Origin of the sequence: Chitinophaga ginsengisegetis (genome assembly GCF_900168065.1) — a bacterium.
In the GTDB taxonomy this organism is placed as follows: Bacteria; Bacteroidota; Bacteroidia; order Chitinophagales; family Chitinophagaceae; genus Chitinophaga; species Chitinophaga ginsengisegetis.
Genome location: NZ_FUZZ01000007.1, coordinates 1 through 22,969, shown reverse-complemented (window position 1 = coordinate 22,969; position 22,969 = coordinate 1). Strand labels below are relative to the sequence as shown.

Below are 22,969 nucleotides of genomic sequence, written 5' to 3'. Positions count from 1 at the left end.
ATACAATCATTTAAACGATAGGAATAAAGGTCCGTTCTTCCTGGAGTTGTTTTAAATAGGCTTCTTTGTCATCGCGGTAAAACAGGTTCATGGTTTCAAACGGGATGATGCGGCCATCTTTATGTACAATATGCACGCACGATTTTTTAATGGCACGCACATCAAAATCGTAGGCATCCAGGAAACGCATGATCACAATGCGGAACAGGTTCGTATAGTCGAGACCGGGAGCCTGTACCTGTGGCAGGCAGCAAAGCAGCGACTGCATATCATTTACAGCAGCATCGGTAGAGATGCCGGTACTGAATATTTTCAGGATGTGCTGATGCAGCCTTTCGTCCTGTTCATACACGATGGTATTTTTTGAATTATTCAGTAGTACAGCGGGATCCACGTAACGGGTGAGCGGAAATACCTGTCCGTCTATTTTGAGTGCATAAGCCATTGCCAACGCATCGGGGTTGCAGGGAACGGGAATAATGTCGTGATCGTTCCAGATGGGTGATTGCTCCAGGATACGCTGCCGTACTTCTGTAAGCGTAATACGATCCGTAGCGGGGTCGAAGCCATCGGTGCGGCCTGCCACCTGCACCGGTTGAAACGTAACGCCACGAACGCAGGGTTGCTTCAGGGCATAGTCGATAATGGCGCCCATTTCATCTTCATTCACGCCGCGTTGCAGGGTAACCACTAATGTGGTGCTGAGATTTACTTCATTGAGATTTTCCAGCGCCTGCTTTCTTACATCCGTCAGATCCTTTCCACGCATACGTTCCAGCGCTTCCGGCTTAAAGCTGTCGAACTGAAGATACACTTCAAAATCCGGCATATAGGTGGCCAGTCGTGCGGTGAATTCTTTATCTTTTGCGATACGCACACCGTTGGTGTTGATCATAAGATGGCGGATCGGTTTTGTTTTGGCGATATCCAGTATTTCAAAGAACTGTGGATGGATAGTAGGTTCTCCCCCGCTGAGTTGCACCACATCCGGTTGTCCTTCGTTTTCCACGATGATATCCAGCATCTGTTCTATTTCTTCCAGGGTGCGGTGCCGGCCGTAGTGTGGCGACGACATCGCGTAGCAGGTAGGACAGGTAAGGTTACAGCGGTCTGTTACTTCAATCACGCTCAGGCAGGAATGTTGCTCATGATCTTTACAGAGGCCGCAATCATAAGGGCAGCCGTAATGTGTGCTGGTATTGGTTTTCAGCGGTGCTTCGGAAGGTTTGTTATAGTTGCGGGTATTTTTGTAGTAATCGATATCGGTAGCGATTAACACCTTTTCTTTTCCATGATGCGGACAATGCTTGATCATGAAAACCTTTTCGTCTTCAAATATCACCTTCGCGTCTACACGGCGTAAACAGGTACTGCAGATGCTGAGTGTAAAATCATAGTAGGTGTAATTTTTTTCAGGCATATTGTTTTTGTGTTAGTCGTGAAGGAAAAATAATCACCGGCGAATAATAGAGTAATCCGGCCAAACAGGCCAGCTGTATGGACCCCAGCCCGAAAGCGAAGCGATATCCCGGCTTGATAAAATCCAGGCCGAAACGGAACAGCAGGTAGGCAATCATGAAAAGTTTAAACCGTGCGCCGTTTACCAGGGAATAGTGGTGGCTGATGCCGGTTAACGTCTGCCATAATAATATTAAAAAAATAATTTCATAGAGAGATACCGGGTGCCGGGGGATGCCATCGCCCAGATCCATGCCCCAGGGCAATGAGGTGGGCAGTCCGTAGGTTTCTTCATAAATACCCATCGTAAAACAACCTATACGGCCTATGATCATAGCCAGTATCAGGGGATACACAAACAGGTCGCCCGTGGAATGCTTTTCGCCGATTATTTTCTTGATCAGCTCCACCCCGATCAGCCCACCCAGCAATCCTCCCACGATGGTTTTATTCTGATAGATATAAAAAAGCAGGTTATTGGCCTGATACAGGCCCGGCGGGTTTTCCAGCGCACCTAACAACCGGCTTCCGAATAAAGCGCCGAAAATGGCGCCTATAATGGCCCAGAGGCGGTTACTGCTTTCTATCCGGTCGCCCTGCTGCCGGCGCAGGTATAAAAAATACCGGAAGCCGATAAACATGCCCAGGGTTTCCGTTACAGCGTGCAGCGGAAGATGTAAGGAAAACAAATTGATATAGATGGGGAACTGCAAAGGACCAGCATTATTTAATCCACAAATTAATATTTATATTTAGACGAAAGTCAAGCATCACAAAATATGTTACAGGAGGTATTAAAGAAATATCAGTCCACCTTTAAGCCGGTTATTCCGCTTTTGGGAGATCATGAATCCCTGCTGGTAATGGATTTCACCGCCAATAACACTACCCTCACCAAAAACATACTGCAGGATATTAACCGGTTTAGCCGGTATATCGACAATACGCTGGAGCAAAGTGGCTGCCGGCTGGGTATCGGCGGCTATGCGGAGCATCGTACTATTTATGCGGTAAGCCCTCATTTTGATGCCGGGGAAGAACCACGGCGCTTACACCTCGGTATTGATGTATGGGGAGAAACCGGCACCCGGCTTTATGCCCCTATGAATGCGCATGTACATAGTTTCCGTTTTAATGATCATTTCGGGGATTATGGCGCTACCATCATTCTTCAGCACCAGCTGGACGGATACACCTTCCATACCCTGTATGGTCATCTCAGCATTTCCAACCTCCAGGGGTTGTATGAAAATATGCCCATCACTGCGGGACAGGCGCTGGCTCATTTCGGTACGCCCGCCGAAAACGGCGGATGGCCGCCACACCTGCATTTCCAGGTAATTGAAGATATGCAGGGTTTCCGCGGCGATTATCCTGGCGTGTGCCGCTACAGCGAAAAAGAAAAATACCTGCAAAACTGCCCCGACCCCGACTTAATCCTTCAACTCAACCAGTATACCCACTAAGAATATCTTACTGATAAATTATTCCTGCTTCACTGGGATTTATGCTTCCCCGTGTTATTTTTACAGGCTAAAATTGAATTAGTATGAGAAGACTATGGCTGACAGTTTTTTGCTGCCTGCTCGTGAGCGCTCTTGCCGCACAGGTTCCATTGAAGGTAATGACTTTCAACATACGGTATAATAACCCGGACGACAGCGCTAATGCGTGGCCACACCGCAAAGATAAAGTAGCATCCGAAATCCTGTTCCTGGGCGCCCATACGCTGGGTGTGCAGGAAGCACTATACGACCAGATGCAGGATCTTCAGCAAAGGTTGCCCCAATATAAAATGATTGGTGTAGGCCGCGACGACGGAAAAACAAAAGGAGAATTTTCCGCGATATTCTACGATACTGCCCGTTTGCAAATGTTAAACAGTGAAACTTTCTGGCTGTCGGAAACGCCTGCAATAGCCGGTCATATCGGATGGGACGGCGCCTGCGCCCGTATTGTTACCTGGGGAAAGTTCAGGGATAAAAAAACAAACAAGCTGTTTTATCACTTCAACACCCACTTTGATCACATGGGGAAAATTGCCCGCAGGGAAAGCGCGAAGCTATTGCTGCAACGGGTACATCTCATTGCGGGAAAAGAGGCGGCCATTATTACCGGCGACTTCAACGCGGTACCATCTGATGAACCCATTCAGATTATTATGAATCCCAATGATCCGCTGCATTTAACCGATAGTAAGGCAATCAGTAAAACGCCACACTTTGGTCCTGCCGGCACTTTCAACGGATGGAATATCGCAGAACGGGACAACCAGCCCATTGATTATATCTTTCTCAAAGGAAAATACGATGTTTTAAAACATGCCAGCATTTCTGAAACGTGGGAAGGAAGATATGCGTCTGATCATTTCGCGGTGTATGCGGAGATTATTATAAGATAGTAAAACAATAACGGATCTGCAGAGAAGTGTATCTCTCCACAGATCCGTTATTTTAAAAGTTTTCGCTACTTAGTCGTGCGTATGTTCCACTGACATACTGTTTTCCAGTGCATCCACCACCTTGTTATGGAGGTTGCCGTTAACATCTATGCTGATCTGTAACTTACCATTGGCAAAGGAGCCGGTAAAGTCGCCGATCTGCAGTTTGGTGAGGATGAGGTCCATAGAAATTTTGAGGGAACCTTTCCAATCAATTTTGGTATCGGTTACCACTACATCCTTTCCATGAGCCTGCAATTCAATCTTGCCGGAGAGCAGGATTTCAACTGGAATTTTCTTGCTGTCCCAGGTGATAAAACCTTTCAGTCTTACTGCAGGATCTTTCTTATCCCCTTCTACTCTTGCATACACTTTTACCTGCTGGTAAGTTCCTTTAGGAATTTTAATAGCACCTATTATAGCAGGTACTTGTTTCAGGTCAATCTGCCTGTCTGTTTTTAATTTGAATTCCACTTCATCTTTACCACGTCTGGCATCGAAGCGGATTTCTCTTAAACGTGCAGTGGCAGTGTCCCAGGTGATGTCGAAACCTCCAGAGGCTGCTTTAGCCATAGCTGCATCTCCGGTGAGAGCAGATAAGCGTCCTGAAGCATCAGGTGATAACGTGGCAGTTGGGTTGATCGCTGAAATTTCATAGTTCACGCTGGCAGCATCCGCGTTGTCGATTGGTTGATTGGTATCTGGTTTAGCCATGTCCGTATTGGCACACGACGATAGTAAGATACTTGCAATGCCTATAGCACCGCAGAAATGTAGGATTCCGGTTTTCATTATCGATATGGTTTTAAATGACTAATTGGGAAAAGTCGTGCAGTAAATTTAACAAAGAATTTGGAGAAAAAAATAAGTTCACTGTTAATTAAAAAAGAATGATCCGGTTGAGCTTCGTTCAACCGGATCAATATATGAGTTATTTTCTCAGCAATGCCTTCTCAATTCGTGTAGGCGTATCCGTACCATTCACAATAGTACCGGCGCTGATGGCAATTGCCTTAATAATATCGGTAATGTTTTTAATATCAAGTGTAGCCAATTCATCTTTCACGGTGTGATAGAAGTGGTCTTTATCTATCTGCGTAGTGGAAATTGTATGTGCCGGAACGCCTTGCCTGGCAAGGGTGGCATTGTCTGACCGGTAAAACAGGTCCTGCTCCGGGTAAGGATCGGGATGGAAGGTAAAGCTCGATCCTTTCAGGTTGCGTTGAAGGATAGGGCCAAAGCTGGATCTTTCAAACCCGGTGATAAAGGCGCTGTTCTTCCCGAATTTGGACTCCTTACCAATCATCTCAATATTAAACATGGCGACTACTTTCTCCGGATCCTGGTGTTCTGAAAAATAACGTGATCCATGTCCGCCGGATTCTTCTGCTGTAAAGGCTACAAAAATCACGGAGCGTTTGGGAGGGTGTTTCTTAAAATACTTCGACAGCATGATTACCGCTGTGGTACCCGATGCATCATCATCTGCGCCGTTGGCGATACTGTCGCCTGCCTCGGAAGGTAATATACCCAGGTGATCGTAGTGACCGGAGAAGATCACGAACTCATCTGGTTTGGTGCTTCCTTTAATCATACCGGCTACGTTGGCAAAGTGCTGCCCGGTAATTTCGCGGCGGAGATGAAGGCTCCAGGAAGCAGTATCTGCCACTGTCTCTTTTGCGAATACGAGTATAACCTGCTTTTCAGCAGGTGGTACTGCTTCCAGCTCACTCTGTGTATCATAACTACGTTCTGAAAAGGAAGCGGTGATATAGCTGATGTAACCGGCCATTGCTGCGCCTACCCAAACGAGGGTATTCTTTTGCAGCGCTGCCGGGTTACGCAGTATTTTCATCAGCTCAGCCGGTTCGTTGGCATAAACGGTGTTGTAACTGCTGTCTTTTTCCCAGTCGAAGCTGCGGCCGGTGCCTACAGCGGCCACGGGCCAGTCTTTAGTTTCCCCGCTAACGGTAAGGGATACACTGGAAGTTTTTAAACTGAACTTGCCGAATTCCTGCAGGAAGTTTTTTTCGCCGGGCAATGGTTGAATACCTGCTTTGGCAAACTCGCTGCTGATAAACTGCGCAGCCTTTTCTATACCGGGTGTGCCGGGGTAACGTCCTTCCATGTCGTCGGCAGCCAGTGTGCTGATCACGCGGGCTACTTCCTTTTCTTTGATATCCTGTGCATAACCGGTAGTGGAAAGGCTGCCGGCAGCCAGTAATAATAACAGTGATTTCTTCATATAAGCGGTTAATCCTTTTTCTTGTTGTCTATTTTGATGGTGGATGGTTGTTCTTTTTCCTGTGTGAAATAGGCATTGCTATATGCCTGCAGGATGGAAGCATAGTCTGCTCCGAATTGCAAGTCTAACATTTTCCCATCAGGCGAAACTAACACTTTGGTAGGATAACCTTTTATTTTGTAAGATTTTTCGATCTTATCGTCGGCGTGGGCGGCCGGGAAAATGTATTTGTTGGCGGTAATGAAACTGCGGGTTGTTTCTATTGGCTCCTGGCAGGAAACGGCCAGGATGGCGTTCCCGGGATACTTCCCGGCATTTATTTCTTCAGCCAGTTGATTGAGGTGTGGTAAGTCTTTCCGGCAGGGTGCACACCAGGTACCCCAGAAGTCGAGCAGCAGCCATTTGCCCCGGTAATCTGCCAGGCGGATATTTTCATTGTTCATCCCTTTCAGCGTGAAATCCGGTGCATCCTCCCATTCCTTCAGCAATACATCCCGGAAGTAAGCATTGAAAGATTTACCGGGAAAATGTGCATTAAAAAAGGCGCGGGTACTGTCCAGCATATCCGGCTGGGCGGTAAGCTGCTTCGATAACACTCTCATGGCTTCTTCCGGTTTGCCGAGTGCTTCCAGTTCTTTAGCGAAATGAGCGCTGTAATTTTCTTCCGAGTGGAGAAAATGGCGATCGTAAAAACTTTCATGAGCTTTTTCCGCGTTGCTTTTCGGGGCAGTGCCGGCCGCCAGCGCGAGGTAGTTCAACGCTGTTTTTTTATCGGTCGCCTTTGTATGTTCGTATTTAAGGTAATAAGCGTGTGAAAGGATATTTTTATTCGCTGCTTTTTTATTTTTCAATTCCGGATGCGCCGTCCAGAAAGCGGTATCAGCCTGGTTATTTTTAAGATCGGTTAATGCCTTGTCCAGCAAAGCATCTGCGGCAGCGGGCATATTGGCTTTGCGCAGGATATCCTGCACCAGCAATTCATAACGGGCTGCTTTACCCAGCGTCATTTCCGCCGGACTTATTTGCCCGAAATCTGCCGCAATACTTTTTAATATAGCCGTATCCGTTGTATACATGGCTTTATTCCATAACGACATGGGGCGTAAAGATACCTGCAAAATACTGTCCTTTTCGGCCATCATCCTGGTCATCAGCAATTGAGCGCCTGCAGGCGCTTTCCTGCTTTCTTCAAATATTTCCGCGATGCGCGCTTCACTGACACCTCTGCTGCGAAACTCCTGCCTTGCTTCCGTGGTATCAAAATCATGTTGTGGTAAATATTGCGCAAAGGATTGATCGAGCCAGGAGTCGAGCATGCTTCCGTCGGCAGACAAAAGTTTCAACAGTACCATTGCACTATCCGGATTTTGATAGTAAGTATTCTGCAATTTATTAAACAGGTGAGAAGATGATCCTGCCAGTGCTGCTGAAGGAAGATCTTTCAGTGCGTGTTGGTATTGCTCATACATGTATTCAGAACCGCTGCCATAAATATCCAGCTTTGCCAGTTTAAAAGCCAGCCGGTTGCCGTACTTAGGCGTAGTCACCGCGAGGAACTGTGCAATTTTTGCGGAATCGGATTCCCCGTTTACCTTCAGCGAGTTACTCATTCTGCTCATACGTACCAGTGTGTTAGCCCAGGCTGTATCGGCCGGCAGTGCTTTAGGAGGAGACGGTAATATGTTTACTTCTCTTGCCGTTAACACCTTGCCGTTTCTCATCGCCTGCCGGCTTATGGACCTGAACTTCTGCACATTCCCCTTGTTACGGGAAAGGGTATACGAAATGGCGCCTGTTACCACCACGCTGTCGCTGTTGTTCTCTTCCGGGGTACCCGCTACTTCCACCAGCTCCTTTTCTGCGTTCACAACTTTGAATTTCCAGGGGCTTTCTTTCCATTCATCATTTTCAGCCAGCTGTTTGGGCGATGTGGGGAAAAGGAATTTCAGTTCCATCTGCAAAAACTTCCAGTTGCCGGCAAGAGCATCCTGCATTTCGCCGGGCAAGCCCAGGGAAGTTCCAGCCGCTTTAGCAACAGCCGCTGTATTACTAGGCTCACTGATACTGTCGTTGGCAAATATTTTAAATTCCAGCGGCTGATGCAACAGCTGCATAAACTCCATGATCCTCCATTCTCCGGCATAAGTATCCGGATCTGCTGATTTAAAATTAGCGCCCGATCCGTGGACGGCTACACTTTCCAGCACATATACTGCATTGGTGCTGCCATCCGGGTTGTTGCCGGTAATAGTAACCCGTACTATTTTCTCCACTTCCTGTACAATGTGTGGTGGAAAACTATCTTTTACGATTAACTGGTACCGCCAGGAATCATTCTTCTTAAATTTTAACTGGGCAATGGTCGCAACGGGGCTGCAGGCAAGGGCTAAGTAAACAAGGAGCAACAGGTACTTTGGCATATCAGGGGGTGGTTTTATTCTCTCAAAATAAACATATAAAAACGAACATACAATAGCTGCCCGCTACCTTTGAATATTTGTGTATTTTTGGCATATACAATTATGTCCAATCAGCCTTTAAGACCAGAAGAGAATAAGCTCAGCGCCGCTGAGAAAGAGTTCGAGAATAGTATACGTCCGCGGGAGATCCTCGATTTTTCCGGGCAGGACCAAATTATCGAGAACCTGAAAATATTCATTAAAGCGGCGAAAATGCGTGGGGAAGCGCTTGACCATGTGTTGTTCCACGGCCCTCCGGGTCTTGGTAAAACCACGCTGTCGCGTATTGTAGCGAATGAACTGGGCGTAAATATCCGCGAAACTTCCGGGCCGGTGATTGAAAAGCCCGGCGACCTGGCCGGCCTGCTGACCAACCTGGAAGACAAAGATGTATTGTTTATTGATGAAATTCACCGGTTAAGCACCGTGGTGGAGGAATACCTGTATTCCGCCATGGAGGACTACCGTATTGATATCATGATTGATACGGGCCCCAGTGCGCGTGCCATACAGATTAACCTGCAGCCGTTTACGCTGATCGGGGCCACTACCCGGTCCGGGTTGCTTACTGCCCCGCTGCTGTCGCGGTTCGGGATCAAATCGAGGCTGGAATATTATAATGCCGCCACGCTGCATAAAATCCTGTGGCGGGCTGCCGGGTTGCTGAATACAAAGATCACTTCCGATGCGGCCAGTGAAATAGCCCGCCGGTCACGTGGTACGCCGCGTATTGCCAATGGGTTGCTGCGCCGCGTGCGCGATTTCGCCCAGGTAATAGGCAATGGGGTTATTGATATGGAAATAGCGCTCCTGAGCCTGAAAGCACTGAATGTGGATGAATATGGCTTAGACGAAATGGATAACCGTATTCTCAATACAATCATTGAAAACTTCAAGGGAGGACCGGTAGGTATCACCACTATTGCCACTGCGGTAGGGGAAGAAGCGGGTACCCTGGAAGAAGTATACGAGCCATTCCTGATACAGGAAGGGTTTATTAAACGTACCCCGCGGGGCAGGGAAGTAACAGAGAAAGCTTATATCCACCTGGGGAAGACGTCTTTCCGGGGAGGAACAAATATGTTGTTTTAACGGTTCATGTCAATAAAAAAAGCAGCAGGGATAGGTATCCCTGCTGCTTTTTTTATTGAATACTGTTGAAGTAATTATTCTTTCACTACCAGTCTGAAGCCGTTACCATGAATATTTACGATTTCAATATTGGTATCGTCTTTCAGGTATTTGCGCAGTTTGGCAATGTATACGTCCATGCTGCGGCCGTTGAAGTAGGTATCGCTACCCCATATTTTCTTCAGTGCCAGTTCGCGTGGTAAGAGATCGTTTTTATGTTCACACAACATGTGCAGCAATTCGTTTTCTTTAGGGGATAACGTATGTGTTTCACCGTTATGGGCCAGGGTGCGCAGGCGGGAATTGAAGGCATAGGATCCGATCACGAATTCGTGAATTTCTTCTTCCTTGCTATTCAGTTCCTGGTTGCGTTTCAGGATGGCTTTGATTTTCAGCAGCAGTAATTCGCTGTCGAATGGCTTGGAGATATAATCATCTGCGCCTAATTTGTAACCCTGGATAATATCTTCCTTCATGGTTTTAGCGGAGAGGAAGAAGAGGGGAATATCGGGGTCTACGTCCCTGATTTCTTCCGCCAGTTTAAATCCGTCCATATTGGGCATCATAATGTCCAGCAAACAGATGTCAAATTTTTCGCGGCGGAAGGCTGCCAGGGCCAGGATACCATCGCGGCATAATTCCACATCATAGTCGTTCAGCTCCAGGTAATTTTTCAGCACCATACCCAGATTGGTATCATCCTCAGCCAATAATATTTTCGGTTTACGTTCTTCCATAATCATAAAGGGTTGATTACAACAAATATAAAGTTTTTCTGCGGCACGAAAGGTCGGTAAAATTTGGGCGCCAGCCCTCAAATGAATTGTTAAACTTATGATGATGGGTGGGGCTTAAGCCTTATTATTTCTTGTTTAGCAGCGAAGTGAAGGGGTAACGGAGGTTGGTATAATTGATCATATCTACTATGATATTCCCTACAGATATGGGGCTTTCAATGCGTAAAGGCACTTTGTTGGCGTCGTCGCTTACCCACACGGTCATTTTCTCACCGCCTTCGAAGATGGTGCCTTTGATAAGGAGGGGCTTGAACTTGATGGCCCGGAACTTCCCGAACTTGGTGTTTACTTCTTCCTTACCCATGTATCTTATGTAGATATTATATACCTGGTCGTCGAGGAACATGGCGAAGGGGATCTTATCGCCTGTGTTGTATTTGTTAAAGTCGATGTTACGGGCATAATAGATGGCGCTGATCACGTCCTGTACGCAGGGAGGCACTGTAAAGGTGCCATTTGTGCTGATGGCCTGGTGGCCGGCCTGGTTAAACACTACGTTATTAAAGATCTTGTAGCCGCCTTCATTTACGTTCCGGATAAATTTGAGGGGTTGGAGGGTAGCGGTATCTATGTAGCTTTCGTACCTGTCGCGCACTTTAAAGATCCAGTCGTATGCCCGGTAGGTTTTGCCATCGCCTACCACATGATAAACATCGCGGTTGGCAAAGCGTTCCAGGGCCACGTTGAAAGTAGCTTCTCCTGCGCCAACGTACATTTTACCAAGATTATAGAATACTTTCAGGGTAATACTTTCACCAGCATTAAAGCTGCTGTTACGGATGGAGCAGAAATCGGTTTGTGCTTCAACGGGTTGAATACAGGATAGTCCTAAAATTATGAGTAGCAAATACTTCATTGATGGAAGCTATTTTTCCTTAAAAATTTTTACCCCTAACAACAGCACACTTCCCAAAACGGCCGGTATTACCAGGTTTATCAGCCATATACCTACAGTGGCGGCTACGATGGCCACGGTATTGGAGCTAAGCAACCCAAGAAAAAAGATACTCACCTTTCCCCGAACTCCTAATTCAGCGATAGCGATGGTAGGAACTCCTGCCATTACCAGGTAGATGACACTGTTCAGTAAGAAGGCCTGCCACCATAGAAATTCCACGCCAAGTGCGTCCAACAAAATCAAATACTGTGCCGAGAAGACTATGTACCGGAGGGCTGAAAGCAGCAACAGGTAACGTAAATCGCCGGATGAGTACTTAACAATGATCTGCACAAACACCTTCGCTTTACGAAGGAAAGGTATCTTTTCAAATACAGACAGAATTATTTGTAACCGAAAATATAACAATATCGTCAGGCCACAAATTACTGTACCGGTAATCAGGACTAATTTCTGCCACAAAGAAGGCGTAAGGAAGGCGCTTTCTTTTGCCAGTGCGTAGTTGTTGATATAATAGAGCAAACCAATTAACCCAAAAATAATAGTGACGATCAGCTGGCTGAAACTTCCTACTATGGTTGCCGCGATAGCTTTCAGCTTATTATGGTTTTTCAGGTAAAGTATGCGGCCACCGTATTCGCCTACACGATTTGGGGTGTTTATAGAGAGAGATACGCCGGAAAGGATGGCACTGAATGAGCGCAGGAAAGATACTTCTTCCAGGGGTTTCACCAGCTTCTGCCACTTTCGGGCTTCGAGTCCCCAGTTGAACAGCATCAGTACCGTTACGAGGAAGATGCCCACCCAGCCTTTCTCCTGCAATACTCCCCACATGTGCTGCACTGATTGTTGCAGGTTATCACGATGGATGAGTTGCGAGTAGATAGAGTATGCCAGCCAAGTAAAAAGCCCTGCCCCTAATAAGTAATTGAGAATTATTTTGGTACTTTTGTTCAGACAGTCAAATTTTGGCAAAAATAAACTCCTGTTGGCAAACAAGTCAAAAATAATTCTCGGCATTGACCCTGGCACCCTTGTAATGGGCTATGGGCTTATACTTATCGAAGGAAAAAAGGCCAGCCTCCTGGAGATGAACGTACTGAAACTCTCTAAATTCAAAGATCACTACGAAAGACTACAGCTGATTCATTGCAGGGTACAGGAACTTATTCAAGAGCATAAACCAGCCAGTTTTGCCATTGAAGCGCCCTTTTTTGGCAAGAATGTGCAAAGTATGCTGAAACTGGGCCGTGCCCAGGGTGTGGCTATTGCAGCGGCTATCCAGGCTGGTCTGGAGGTCACCGAATATTCCCCGAAAAAAGTAAAACAATCTGTTACAGGTAACGGTAATGCTGATAAAGAACAGGTTTGGCTGATGCTGCAACGCATCCTCAATATCTCAGAACGCCCTGATTACCTTGATGCTACAGACGCTCTCGCAGTGGCCGTGTGCCACTTTTACCAGGAAAGTAATCCGCTCGCAGGAATAGGCAAAGCAAAAGGCTGGGAGAAGTTCCTGCAGCAGCACCCCGAAAGGATTTCCAGATAAAAAATACCGGGGTAAAAGGTTATTTCATAAATCCGTAAATTGTAGTTACTTTGGCTGAAATTCAACAACCCATTTAAAGCTAACGGCCATGTGTCCGGATAACAGCTTAACTATGAAAAGTGACCATCATTTGTTATATGGAAATTGTATAACAAGCTTTTTTATATTAATCAGCATCAGGCAGATATGAAAGCAAGAATCCTATTGGTGGAAGATGATCAAAATATTGGTGCGGTTACGAAGAAACGATTGGAAGAAGCGGGCTATGATGTAGTGCACAGTATAGACGGCCAGGCAGCATGGGAGCAGTTCCAGTTACGCTCATTCGATATCTGCTTGCTGGACGTGGTAATGCCCAAAAAAGACGGCCTACAACTGGCACAACAGATCCGTGAACTCAATGACCACGTTCCTATATTATTTCTCACTTCTAAGAATGAAAAAGAAGACCGAATAGCCGGACTCCAGACCGGTGCAGATGATTATATCAGCAAACCTTTCAGCATGCAGGAACTGATCCTGCGTATAGAAGTTTTCCTGAAAAGGACCATGAGCCGCGGGAAAGACAAGTTAAACCTCTATACGATAGGACAACTTACCTTTGATTATGAAGATCTCCGGCTCTATACTTCCAATGGAGAGATATCCATTTCTGTTACGCAAAAAGAAGCGGACCTGCTGAAATACTTCTGTAATAATCCCAATAAAACACTGAAAAGAGAAGACATACTTTCCAATGTGTGGGGGAAAGACGACTATTTCCTCGGACGCAGTATGGACGTATTTATCACCAAGCTGCGGAAACATTTCAAATCAGATCCGCAAATAAAACTGGAAACCGTGCATGGCGTGGGATTCCGTTTCAATATCCCCTCGAAATAACCGTTACATGGCGGCGACAATCTGCGCCTGTATTGCCTTAAATTCTTCTACAGACAGCTTCAGCTTACTGCGGGAAAAATTCATATCGTCTGCCGAATTAATCGGGATCAGGTGCATATGCGCATGCGGCACTTCCAGTCCTACCACACTAACGCCTATACGATTACAGGGAATTACTTTTTCTATGGCCTGCGCAATGGGCTTGGCAAACAATAACCACTCCTGCAACAGGTTATCTGCCACGTCAAAGAACTTGTCCGTTTCTGTTTTAGGTATCACCAGGGTATGCCCTTTTACCAGCGGGAAAACATCCAGGAAAGCATAAAAATGTTCGTTCTCTGCTATTTTATAGCTCGGAATCTCGCCTTTGATAATTTTCGTGAAGATGGTCATAGTATGTAGTTCTTAGTAACATGATAAAAAAACAGGGGCTGCAAATGAATGCAACCCCTGCAAATATCATGAAAAAGTAGGCTTATGCGGTTATATTATCAATCTTAAATTTAATCTGCCCGTTTGGCGCCTGTACTTCAGCTACCTCGCCTACCTGCTTGCCCAACAGGCCCTTGCCTATCGGGGAGGTCACCGAAATTTTGCCAGCCTTCAGATCCGCTTCCGTTTCAGAAACAATCTGGTAAGTAACAGTCTTCTTATTAGCTACATTAGTAATAGTTACCTTACAAAGGATAGACACTTTTGAAGTATCAATTGCATCTGCACTCACTATCCGGGAAACTGCAATCGCATTTTCCAGTGTGGCAATCTTCGCTTCATGCAAACCCTGCGCTTCTTTGGCGGCATCATATTCGGCATTTTCCTTTAAGTCACCCTTCTCCCTGGCTTCTGAAATAGCACGTGCAATCTCTGCCCTTCCTTTGGTTTTAAGCAAGGTCAGTTCGTTCATCATTTGATCAAGGGTTTCTTTCGTAACGTAATTTATGCCAGACATAACCTGTTGTGTTTTTTTGGTTATAAGAAAAAAAAATCAACGCCTCCATTTGCACAGAAGCGTTGTTTACTGGTATTATTGCAAATATAATGAAATTTGTATAAAGAAAAAAGCTCCTTCTTTCGGATGCATATAAATTGATAATCAATCATTTATATCCGAAAAACACACCCATTGGGCTGGGTTAAAGTATATTCAGTTTCTCTAATACAATACGGGCCATTTTGATGCTTGCCTGATGTGAGTACCCTGCAATATGCGGAGTTACTACTACATTGTCAGCCTTCAGCAACCAGGCCAGTTGTTCTTTTTCTTCTTCGTTATAAGTAGCTAGTTTTTCATTCTCCAACACATCCAGACAGGCACCCGCCAGCACCCCATTATCGAGTGCGGCGATCAGGTCGCGGTTATTTACCAGCTTGCCCCTGGCCACATTCATAAACCATACCGGCCGGGCAAAAGAGGTAAAAAAGGCCGAGTTACCCAGGTGTTTTGTTTCGGCGGTCAGTGGCAGGTGTAAGCTTACCACATCTGCTTCCCGGAATATTTCTTCCATGGTGGACTCCTTCACAGTCGCGGTACCAAAACCTGTTTTATATTTATCGTACGCCAGGATATTAACGTCGAACCCCTGCAACTTATGCGCAAAGGTGCTGCCCGTGTTACCATAGCCAATGATAGCCACGGTTTTACCGTTCAGTTCATATCCGCGGTTACCATCGCGCTCCCAGATGCCCTGCCGCAACTCCAGGCTGCTTTTCAGCACATTGTTCAACAGGCACAACAGCATGCCCACGGCCTGCTCGCCTACCGCATCCCGGTTGCCTTCGGGGCTACTCACACAACGGATACCTTTACTTTCTGCATAAGGCACGTCGATCAGCTCCATGCCCGAACCCAGGCGGCCGATCCACTGCAGGTGTTTAGCCTGGTCGATCATCTGCTTGTCTACGTGGATACGGGTGGTAACAATCAGTCCTGTACACTCACCGATCTCACGATATACTTCGTCATATGTAACAGCCGGCAGGTAAGTAACTTCATACCCTTTGCTTTCCAGCTGTTCAATCAAATACGGATGTGTTTTTGCCGTAACTAATACTTTCCTGCTCATATCATCTTATGGGATAATGCTGCAAAATCAGCCACACTCAGTTCCTCTGCCCTTTTTGTAAAGATGGGGTCCTGTGCTAACAGTTCCTTGTCAAACATCGTTTTCAGCGGATTGCGCAACTGTTTGCGCCGTTGACCGAAAGCCGTTTTCACCAGTACAAAAAATTTGCGCTCAGAGGCAATATCTACCGGTTGTTCCAGCCGGGTAAGGCGGATTACGGCAGATTTTACTTTTGGCGGCGGATTGAAGCAGTTTTCATGTACTTCAAACAAATATTCAATCTTATAATAAGCCTGTAACAATACGCTCAGGATACCATATTCCTTGTTCCCGTGCGGAGCAGCAATACGTTGTGCCACTTCTTTCTGGAACATTCCCACTACCACATCCACCTGCTGACGCCAATCGAGCAGCTTAAACATGATCTGGGTAGAAATATTATAAGGGAAATTGCCAATGAGGCGGAACGGGCCTTCAAAAGGCAGGGCGGCATCCAGGATGCTTTCGTTGATCAGCTTGCCCCTGATATCGGGGTACGTTTTTTCCAGGAACTCCACCTTTTCCCTGTCCAGCTCAATTGCCTTGAAATGAATGCCTGGCAGCTGCAACAGGTATTTTGTGATGGCGCCCCCACCGGGACCCACTTCCAGCACTTGCTGGCCGTCAATTACAGGTAGCGACTCCACAATTTTCCTCGAGATGTTTTCATCTGTGAGAAAGTGCTGGCCGAGTGATTTTTTTAGTGTATACATTGTGAAGCGCAAAGATAAAGCATTTATTAGCTTTTAGCCGCTGCCTTTTAGCTTTTGAAAATGCCGCCGGCTAAAAGCGAAAAGCTAACCGCTAAATACTTTATATTTGCCATTCATTGAGGCAATTCAGCATGAGTACTACCCAGATCAACAAACCGGTAATCGGCATCACCATCGGTGATATCAACAGCATAGGCGCCGAAATTATCATCAAAACGTTTATGGACGCGCGTATGATGGAATTTTGTACGCCGGTGATTTTTGCATCCAACAAAACCATCAACTTTTACCGGAAGCTGATGAATGAAAATAATTTCAACTACCAGAGCATCAAAGACTTTACCCGCCTTAATCATAAGCAGGTGAACGTATATAACTGCTGGGAAGAAGAAGTACAGATCACCCCCGGAGTACTGAATGAAACCGGTGGCAAATACGCCGCACGGGCGCTCGAAGCGGCCATCAACTGTTTGAAAGACGGGTATATCACCGGCCTGGTGACAGCTCCCATCCATAAAAACAATATTCAAAGCGAAACTTTTAACTATACCGGCCACACGCCTTACCTGAGGGATTCCTTCAATGCTAAGGACGTACTCATGTTCATGACCGCCGACAATATGCGCGTGGGCCTGCTCACAGAACACGTACCCCTGGCAGATGTAGCAAAATATGTGACCAAAGAAAATATCCTGGGCAAGCTGCATCTGATGAGAGACAGCCTGGTAAAGGATTTCGGGGTAGACCAGCCACGTATTGCTGTATTGGGGCTCAACCCTCATGCCGGTGACGACGGACTGATAGGCCGCGAAGAAATTGAACACATTGCCCCTGCCATCAGGCACGCGAAAGGCAATGGTATCCTGTGTTTTGGACCATACAGCGCAGATGCCTTCTTTGCAAGGGAAATGTTTAAACAATTCGATGGCGTACTGGCCATGTACCACGACCAGGGCCTCATACCATTTAAATCACTGGCCAGCGGCAACGGTATTAACTATACCGCCGGACTGGGCATTGTACGCACCTCACCGGATCATGGCACCGCATTCGATATTGCGGGCAAAAACCTGGCTGACCCGGATTCTTTCAGACAGGCCATCTTTGCCTGCCTGGAAATACTGGAACAACGGGAACGCTATGCCGAGAACACCCGGAACCCACTGAAGAAAACAGAACTGGCGTCGGAGTAACTCAGTGCTTACCCGCTTTCAGGTAGGATTGTATAGAAGTAACGTAGTTTCCAAAGGCTTTTTTGCCGGTGGGAGTTATTTTGCAGATGGTTTGCGGGTAGTTGTCCTTAAACTGTTTCACCACGGAAATATATTCCGCATCGCGTAGTTTATTAATCTGCACACTCAGATTACCTGCGGTGGCATTTGTTTTTTCTTTCAGCAGCGTAAATTCTGCTTCTTCTTCACTGATCAACACGGACATAATAGCCAGCCTCAACTGTGAATGTAATACCGGGTCCAGATCTTTAAAGTCCATGAGCTTAATTTTCTTATACAGCTATTTTGATATTTAGCTATTTTGTTTCAGTGGTTTATCTATCACGGAAACAAAATAACTAAATATCTGAATAATATATTCCGTGATTATTTCTGGCTTTGTTCCAGCAGCTTGCGGGTATATGGTTCCCCCCAATGCGGAGCTATGCTGCTTTCCGGCTTAAAGGCGGCAAACTTTTGCAATGCCAGCTCCAGTGTTGTTTTCGCTTTTGATTTACTGCCACCCCATTGTTCAGGTGTAAATAATAATGATTGTCCGCGTAACATGTAAATGCGCGGGTTCTCCGGATTGAATTCTGCCGCCTGTTCCAGCAGTGCTGCTGCTTCGGGGCCATACTTCATACCGCGTGTCATAGGATCCACTGTTAACCGGGCCGTAGCTATCAATGAACGGATACAGGCAATTTCAGAATTCTTTGGGCTCAGCGCTTCTGCCTTGTCCAGGTTGCCTTCTGCCCTGTCGGCCAGCGGATCTATCTGGCTTTTATCCTGCAGTATCAGTGCCTGCATCACCTGTGCATAGGCAGCATAATAATAAGGCAGCCACTGGCTTTTTTCGGCATCCGCAATACGTTCAAAAGTGTTGGCCTTTTGTTGCAGGCCATCGGCAGTGAAAGTGCCGCTACTATCCAGTTCAGACGTTTGCTTCGTCATGGCGTCGGTATATTGCGCGCTTTGTGCCATTGCAGTAGCCAGGCTACCGGTAAATAAAAAAGCAAGAAAGAATCGTTTCATATTTATTGTGATTAGAGGTTATTAATAACATCCTGTCTTCTGTCGATACCAAAATTCATAAACATACCCAGGTAAATAAATCTCGGTACGTTAGGCACTACCTCATCCCTGCGCATCCCATCAGTAGAATAATGATAGCCGAATACCTGTTTATTGCCCAGCACATTGCTCACCGACAATACAAAAATGGTGAATGCTTTCCGGATACTGGTAAGGTAACTGGCGCTTACGCCCACGGAGTTATAAGTCATTGTTCTATCAGACATGAACTTGTCCGTAGGCTGATTGGGATTGTAATAAGGACGGCCTGTAGCAAAAGAATACGTTAATCCAAGATTGGTACTGAGCTTTGGCAGAAAATGCTTGTACACAATGCTGGCAGTATGATTGGCGGCAAAGTCGGGCTGTACCCGGAACGGATAGTTCAGGTAATCGCGTTTGGTATCCAGGTAAGAATAGGATACCCAATAGTCCACATTCTTAAACGTTTTCCGGTCGCGCCAGAACAGCTCTATTCCCTGCGCATAGCCGCTGCCGTTGTTGTTATACGCAGGGGTTGTTTTTACCAGGTCGGTATACTTCTTATAAAATATCTCTGTGCGGAAAGTATAATCCATTGCCACACGTTGATAGCTGAGGATGTAATGGGTAGCTTTCATATAGCCCAGGTTGCGGCTGAAGCGGATATACTGTGGTTCCGGCTTCTGGTAATAATCGCCGTAGGCCACGGAAAACTGGCTGAAGTTATTCATTTTATATGCCAGCGACACGCGGGGTGCAAAATTCATTTCTCCCAATACCGAACTATATTCCGCACGGCCACCTACGCGTCCTACGAAACTGGGGGTAAAGTAAATATCTCCTTCTGCAAAAGCAGCGGTGTAGTTGTCGGTGAAATTGGCTTTATTTTCATTAAAGGCAGATCTTTCTTCCGCATACTGATACTCCCCTCCCAGCCGCAATACAGAGAAGCGTCCGAGGTTCTTATAAAACATAACCCGCGTCTGGCTCAGGTCTGAGCGCACTTTGATCAGCGAGGGCGCCGGATTTTTCAACAGCGTGTCTGCATCGATATTATCCGTGTTGCTGCTGAAAGAAGCACCGATATACAGGTGCCAGTCGTGGCCAATATTTTCCCGGTAGGTCAGATTCGTATATACGTTATTGTTATGCAGTTTAAACGACTCCGTATAACCCGGATATTCCAGGCTGTTGGAGTTAAACCCCATTTTGGTCCAGTTGCCATATCCGTAAAATTTGAGCATGCCCGTACGGGAAGTTTTACGACGGAAATTGACGGAGGTACCAATGATTTCCGGTCCCAGGTTCGGCGAGTTTTTGGGCTTAACAATGTTGAAGTAGGGCGACAGGTTTGTATAATCTGTCTCTATCCCGTAGGATGTTTTTTTATCTTTTGAAAGATTATCCAGCCCGGCGCTTACACCTATTACAGATACCCCGACCGAAGAAGAGGAACGCTCCGGTAAATCGATAGATTCCAGGATCAGCGCGGACGACAGCCCCTGGCCATATTGCGCGGAATAGCCGCCGCTGCTGAAGGTGGTTCCTTTAAACAGGAACGGAGAAAAGCGGCCACGTCCCGGAATGTCCGGCAGACTGCTGTAAAAAGGATTCCTTACCAGCATGCCATCTATCAGGGTTTGCGTTTCATAGCCGGTACCGCCACGTACAAACAGGCCCTCGCGGTCGTTGGTTTGCTGGGCGCCCGGCAATGTTTTAATGGCATTGGCAATATCGGCGCCGGCACCGGCTGTGGTTACAATATCCAGCGGCTTCAGCACGGTGCCTTTCTTATCATCGCTGGCTTCAAAGCTGCCGGCAGAAATGGTTACCACCCGTAAAGCATTCACTGCATTTTTCAGCACGATGTTCAGTTGTTCGCCTGCAGCGGTATTTATTTTCAGTTCCAGTGTCTGGTAATTGGTGAGCGTGGCCGATAATAACTGGTCGCCGGTGGCGGTGGTGGTAAAGGAAAAAGAACCGTCTGCTGCGGTGGTGGCGCCATCATAGGAACCTTTCACAGCGATGTTCACACCGGGTAAAGGACGCTTTTTTGTATCGGTCACCTTGCCGCTGATCTTATTCTGTGCCAGTGAGAATAAGGGTGTAAAAATGAAGAGACATAGATAGCGGTTGATGTTGGACATATTCAGGGATTAATTATACATCAAACATAAACTAGTTTACATTATAAACCAAATATTATAAAAGAAAACCGGGCAAAACGCCCGGTTTCTTCCGGAATTATTAATTTTCACCTATCGCAGGAGTTCAATCCAGCCTTTATAGCTTCTTTCTCCTGTGGGGGTATTGAGTTTGAGTATGTAATAATAGGTGCCTTCATTCAGGGAATCGCCGGTCCATTCGTTCTGGTAATTCTTTGACTGATACACCATATTTCCCCAACGGTTATAAATAAACAGGGAAGAATTAGGGTATCGCAGGATGCCGGTGATAATGAACTTATCATTCTTTCCGTCGCCGTTAGGCGTAATCACGTTCGGGATCATGATATCATCGCCGGTAACGGTAACTACCTTGCTCACCGCAATATTATTGGAGCGATCCGGATCCGGCAACAGGGAAGTAGCCGTTGCACTGTTTATTACATCTCCGGTATTGGTGATGCGGGTAGTGTATTTCAGTGTAGCCGTTTGCGTGAGGGAGAGGCTGTCCAGGCTCCAGATCAGTATCCGTGTGGCCGGATCATAAGTTACCTCCCCGATGCTTGCATCAAATCCGTTGATAATATCCAGGTTCTCTTTCAGGGTATCTCTCACCACCACCTGGGTAGTATTAAACGGACCGGCGTTAGTCAGCGTTAACGCAAAGTCGGCCTTACTGCCCACCTGCATTGGCCCCGTATTAAGCAGCTCTTTCTGTAACCGCAGATCCGACGTAGGAATAGGCGATACTGTAGTGATAACAGTGGCACTGGTATTATTACCTGTAGTTGTATCTACAGTGCCCGCCGGGGCTGTAATAATAGCCTGGTTACGCAATTCTATGATGCTGTTTACCTTACCCGTAATGGCCAGGGTAATCACCCCTCCTGCCGGGAACGTGCCGATAGTAGCTTTTACCACATTTCCGGCGTTGGTAGTTTGTACGCCTGCAACGCCACCGGTAGCAGATAATATCTGCACATAAGATCCTTCAATATTTGCCGGCAGGATATCTGTAATCACCGCACCATCTCCCGCAGCCGGACCACCATTTTTAGCCACAATGATGTAGGTAATTGAATCATTGTTGGTGAGTTGAGCCGGGCCGGATTTGGTGACAGAAAGATCCAGTTTCTTAATACCCGGTACCACTTCCGTTACCACCGGATCAGATGAAACAGGCGTACCTGTACCCTGCTTCAGTGCAGCCGTATTGGTAACACCGGTAATAACTGCATCTGCCGGAATAACGCCTTTAATATTCACCTGTATGGTATTGCCGCTACCTGCATCCAGGTTGCCGGTTACAGATACATTATTGCCACTGCCTGTTGCGCCGCCGGTTACCTGTGACGTACCATTAGCGGTGGTAGTCCACGTTACCTGTGTAACAGCCGCAGGCACCACATCGCTGATATTGATACCTGCTGCCGCAGACGGTCCTGCGTTGGAGGCAATGATCAGATACCGGATAGTGTCTCCTGCATTGACGCGGGCCGGGCCGGTTTTGATAATACTCAATTGTGAACGGCTGCTTACCTGCGTGGTAGCACTTGCTGTAGTGGTATTATTATTTGCATCCTTCGCACTGGCGGTATTGGTAATGCTGCCCGTAAAGGCAGTATTGATTTTACCGCTGATCTTTATGTTGATGGCGTTACCGGCACCTGCGCTGATGTTACCATTCAACAGTACATCACCGCTTCCGCTGCTGCTGCCGGTGATCTGTGCAGCACCCGTAGTGGTAGCTGTCCAGCTCACGCCACTCAATGTATCGGATACAATATCGCTGATCTGTATACCAGTAGCATCAGATGGCCCATCGTTGGTAACCGTGATGTTGTAGTGTAAGCTGTCGCCCGC

Annotated in this window: 22 protein-coding genes; 6 read left to right on the top strand and 16 right to left on the bottom strand. The window is 46.7% G+C overall.

Annotation, left to right across the window (positions count from 1 at the left end):
- Positions 1–10: 10 nt before the first annotated feature.
- Entirely contained in the window at positions 11–1,420 is a 1,410-nt protein-coding gene (locus tag B5Z18_RS31420; protein ID WP_079473548.1) for a radical SAM protein, read from the bottom strand.
- Positions 1,413–2,171: a prolipoprotein diacylglyceryl transferase gene (locus B5Z18_RS31415; protein ID WP_079473547.1), complete on the bottom strand. Its 759-nt coding sequence runs from the start codon at positions 2,169–2,171 to the stop codon at positions 1,413–1,415. The genes B5Z18_RS31420 and B5Z18_RS31415 overlap by 8 nt, the downstream gene beginning before the upstream one ends.
- Before the next feature lie 66 nt (positions 2,172–2,237).
- Here B5Z18_RS31415 and B5Z18_RS31410 point away from each other — a divergent pair, with 66 nt between their 5' ends.
- Positions 2,238–2,924, top strand: a complete 687-nt coding sequence (locus tag B5Z18_RS31410; RefSeq protein ID WP_079473546.1) for a peptidoglycan DD-metalloendopeptidase family protein — start codon at positions 2,238–2,240, stop codon at positions 2,922–2,924.
- A gap of 83 nt (positions 2,925–3,007) precedes the next feature.
- Positions 3,008–3,859 (top strand): endonuclease/exonuclease/phosphatase family protein, encoded by an 852-nt coding sequence (locus tag B5Z18_RS31405; RefSeq protein WP_079473545.1) that lies wholly within the window; start codon positions 3,008–3,010, stop codon positions 3,857–3,859.
- Between the two features lie 69 nt (positions 3,860–3,928).
- Here B5Z18_RS31405 and B5Z18_RS31400 read toward each other — a convergent pair whose 3' ends face one another.
- The 3 genes from B5Z18_RS31400 to B5Z18_RS31390 all read right to left on the bottom strand — a co-directional run bounded on the left by B5Z18_RS31400 (position 3,929) and on the right by B5Z18_RS31390 (position 8,563).
- A complete protein-coding gene (locus B5Z18_RS31400) occupies positions 3,929–4,690 on the bottom strand; it encodes a hypothetical protein (RefSeq protein ID WP_079473544.1) in 762 nt (253 codons plus the stop codon).
- A 139-nt stretch (positions 4,691–4,829) separates the two neighbouring features.
- On the bottom strand, positions 4,830–6,143 hold the full coding sequence (locus B5Z18_RS31395; protein WP_079473543.1) for a M20/M25/M40 family metallo-hydrolase: 1,314 nt from the start codon (positions 6,141–6,143) through the stop codon (positions 4,830–4,832).
- Positions 6,144–6,151: 8 nt separating this feature from the next.
- Positions 6,152–8,563 carry a TlpA family protein disulfide reductase gene (locus tag B5Z18_RS31390; RefSeq protein ID WP_079473542.1) on the bottom strand — a complete coding sequence of 804 codons (2,412 nt, stop codon included), beginning with the start codon at positions 8,561–8,563 and terminating at the stop codon, positions 6,152–6,154.
- Positions 8,564–8,650: 87 nt separating this feature from the next.
- Here B5Z18_RS31390 and ruvB point away from each other — a divergent pair, with 87 nt between their 5' ends.
- The gene (gene ruvB / locus B5Z18_RS31385) at positions 8,651–9,694 is read left to right on the top strand and encodes a Holliday junction branch migration DNA helicase RuvB (protein WP_227024681.1); all 1,044 of its coding nucleotides are present in this window, start codon (positions 8,651–8,653) and stop codon (positions 9,692–9,694) included.
- A 74-nt stretch (positions 9,695–9,768) separates the two neighbouring features.
- Here ruvB and B5Z18_RS31380 read toward each other — a convergent pair whose 3' ends face one another.
- The 3 genes from B5Z18_RS31380 to B5Z18_RS31370 all read right to left on the bottom strand — a co-directional run bounded on the left by B5Z18_RS31380 (position 9,769) and on the right by B5Z18_RS31370 (position 12,262).
- A complete protein-coding gene (locus B5Z18_RS31380; protein WP_079473643.1) occupies positions 9,769–10,470 on the bottom strand; it encodes a response regulator transcription factor in 702 nt (233 codons plus the stop codon).
- A 124-nt stretch (positions 10,471–10,594) separates the two neighbouring features.
- The gene (locus B5Z18_RS31375) at positions 10,595–11,386 is read right to left on the bottom strand and encodes a DUF3108 domain-containing protein (RefSeq protein WP_079473541.1); all 792 of its coding nucleotides are present in this window, start codon (positions 11,384–11,386) and stop codon (positions 10,595–10,597) included.
- A 9-nt stretch (positions 11,387–11,395) separates the two neighbouring features.
- Positions 11,396–12,262, bottom strand: coding sequence for a lysylphosphatidylglycerol synthase domain-containing protein (locus B5Z18_RS31370; protein WP_354032668.1), 867 nt, complete (start codon positions 12,260–12,262; stop codon positions 11,396–11,398).
- 154 nt (positions 12,263–12,416) lie between these two features.
- Between B5Z18_RS31370 and ruvC the strand changes: the two genes are divergently transcribed.
- Both ruvC and B5Z18_RS31360 read left to right on the top strand, forming a co-directional pair.
- Complete coding sequence (gene ruvC / locus B5Z18_RS31365) at positions 12,417–12,977, top strand: crossover junction endodeoxyribonuclease RuvC (protein ID WP_200817408.1); 561 nt, start codon at positions 12,417–12,419, stop codon at positions 12,975–12,977.
- A 186-nt stretch (positions 12,978–13,163) separates the two neighbouring features.
- Positions 13,164–13,859, top strand: coding sequence for a response regulator transcription factor (locus tag B5Z18_RS31360; protein ID WP_079473641.1), 696 nt, complete (start codon positions 13,164–13,166; stop codon positions 13,857–13,859).
- Positions 13,860–13,862: 3 nt separating this feature from the next.
- Here B5Z18_RS31360 and B5Z18_RS31355 read toward each other — a convergent pair whose 3' ends face one another.
- The 4 genes from B5Z18_RS31355 to rsmA form a co-directional block, all read right to left on the bottom strand.
- Complete coding sequence (locus B5Z18_RS31355) at positions 13,863–14,252, bottom strand: HIT family protein (protein ID WP_079473539.1); 390 nt, start codon at positions 14,250–14,252, stop codon at positions 13,863–13,865.
- 82 nt (positions 14,253–14,334) lie between these two features.
- Positions 14,335–14,808: a transcription elongation factor GreA gene (gene greA, locus B5Z18_RS31350; RefSeq protein ID WP_079473538.1), complete on the bottom strand. Its 474-nt coding sequence runs from the start codon at positions 14,806–14,808 to the stop codon at positions 14,335–14,337.
- A 184-nt stretch (positions 14,809–14,992) separates the two neighbouring features.
- Positions 14,993–15,922 carry an NAD(P)-dependent oxidoreductase gene (locus B5Z18_RS31345; RefSeq protein WP_079473537.1) on the bottom strand — a complete coding sequence of 310 codons (930 nt, stop codon included), beginning with the start codon at positions 15,920–15,922 and terminating at the stop codon, positions 14,993–14,995.
- Complete coding sequence (gene rsmA / locus B5Z18_RS31340) at positions 15,919–16,674, bottom strand: 16S rRNA (adenine(1518)-N(6)/adenine(1519)-N(6))-dimethyltransferase RsmA (protein ID WP_079473536.1); 756 nt, start codon at positions 16,672–16,674, stop codon at positions 15,919–15,921. The genes B5Z18_RS31345 and rsmA overlap by 4 nt, the downstream gene beginning before the upstream one ends.
- A 131-nt stretch (positions 16,675–16,805) precedes the next feature.
- Between rsmA and pdxA the strand changes: the two genes are divergently transcribed.
- Positions 16,806–17,867, top strand: coding sequence for a 4-hydroxythreonine-4-phosphate dehydrogenase PdxA (pdxA, locus tag B5Z18_RS31335; protein ID WP_079473535.1), 1,062 nt, complete (start codon positions 16,806–16,808; stop codon positions 17,865–17,867).
- Between the two features lies 1 nt (position 17,868).
- Here the strand turns inward: pdxA and B5Z18_RS31330 are convergent, their stop codons facing one another.
- The 4 genes from B5Z18_RS31330 to B5Z18_RS31315 form a co-directional block, all read right to left on the bottom strand.
- On the bottom strand, positions 17,869–18,165 hold the full coding sequence (locus tag B5Z18_RS31330) for a winged helix-turn-helix domain-containing protein (RefSeq protein ID WP_079473534.1): 297 nt from the start codon (positions 18,163–18,165) through the stop codon (positions 17,869–17,871).
- Positions 18,166–18,272: 107 nt separating this feature from the next.
- Positions 18,273–18,920 (bottom strand): hypothetical protein, encoded by a 648-nt coding sequence (locus tag B5Z18_RS31325; protein ID WP_079473533.1) that lies wholly within the window; start codon positions 18,918–18,920, stop codon positions 18,273–18,275.
- A gap of 11 nt (positions 18,921–18,931) precedes the next feature.
- A complete protein-coding gene (locus B5Z18_RS31320; protein ID WP_079473532.1) occupies positions 18,932–21,088 on the bottom strand; it encodes a TonB-dependent receptor in 2,157 nt (718 codons plus the stop codon).
- A gap of 111 nt (positions 21,089–21,199) precedes the next feature.
- Positions 21,200–22,969, bottom strand: a 1,770-nt coding sequence (locus tag B5Z18_RS31315) for a T9SS type B sorting domain-containing protein (RefSeq protein ID WP_143313762.1), incomplete at its 5' end; no start/stop codon positions are given.

Bases quoted from the DNA above. Each gene is read 5' to 3' on its own strand.
- B5Z18_RS31420 (WP_079473548.1), bottom strand. From the start codon at position 1,420: ATGCCTGAAAAAAATTACACCTACTATGATTTTACACTCAGCATCTGC.
- B5Z18_RS31410 (WP_079473546.1), top strand. From the start codon at position 2,238: ATGTTACAGGAGGTATTAAAGAAATATCAGTCCACCTTTAAGCCGGTT.
- B5Z18_RS31405 (WP_079473545.1), top strand. From the start codon at position 3,008: ATGAGAAGACTATGGCTGACAGTTTTTTGCTGCCTGCTCGTGAGCGCT.
- B5Z18_RS31400 (WP_079473544.1), bottom strand. From the start codon at position 4,690: ATGAAAACCGGAATCCTACATTTCTGCGGTGCTATAGGCATTGCAAGT.
- B5Z18_RS31395 (WP_079473543.1), bottom strand. From the start codon at position 6,143: ATGAAGAAATCACTGTTATTATTACTGGCTGCCGGCAGCCTTTCCACT.
- B5Z18_RS31390 (WP_079473542.1), bottom strand. From the start codon at position 8,563: ATGCCAAAGTACCTGTTGCTCCTTGTTTACTTAGCCCTTGCCTGCAGC.
- B5Z18_RS31380 (WP_079473643.1), bottom strand. From the start codon at position 10,470: ATGGAAGAACGTAAACCGAAAATATTATTGGCTGAGGATGATACCAAT.
- B5Z18_RS31375 (WP_079473541.1), bottom strand. From the start codon at position 11,386: ATGAAGTATTTGCTACTCATAATTTTAGGACTATCCTGTATTCAACCC.
- B5Z18_RS31370 (WP_354032668.1), bottom strand. From the start codon at position 12,262: ATGTGGGGAGTATTGCAGGAGAAAGGCTGGGTGGGCATCTTCCTCGTA.
- B5Z18_RS31360 (WP_079473641.1), top strand. From the start codon at position 13,164: ATGAAAGCAAGAATCCTATTGGTGGAAGATGATCAAAATATTGGTGCG.
- B5Z18_RS31355 (WP_079473539.1), bottom strand. From the start codon at position 14,252: ATGACCATCTTCACGAAAATTATCAAAGGCGAGATTCCGAGCTATAAA.
- greA (WP_079473538.1), bottom strand. From the start codon at position 14,808: ATGTCTGGCATAAATTACGTTACGAAAGAAACCCTTGATCAAATGATG.
- B5Z18_RS31345 (WP_079473537.1), bottom strand. From the start codon at position 15,922: ATGAGCAGGAAAGTATTAGTTACGGCAAAAACACATCCGTATTTGATT.
- rsmA (WP_079473536.1), bottom strand. From the start codon at position 16,674: ATGTATACACTAAAAAAATCACTCGGCCAGCACTTTCTCACAGATGAA.
- pdxA (WP_079473535.1), top strand. From the start codon at position 16,806: ATGAGTACTACCCAGATCAACAAACCGGTAATCGGCATCACCATCGGT.
- B5Z18_RS31330 (WP_079473534.1), bottom strand. From the start codon at position 18,165: ATGGACTTTAAAGATCTGGACCCGGTATTACATTCACAGTTGAGGCTG.
- B5Z18_RS31325 (WP_079473533.1), bottom strand. From the start codon at position 18,920: ATGAAACGATTCTTTCTTGCTTTTTTATTTACCGGTAGCCTGGCTACT.
- B5Z18_RS31320 (WP_079473532.1), bottom strand. From the start codon at position 21,088: ATGTCCAACATCAACCGCTATCTATGTCTCTTCATTTTTACACCCTTA.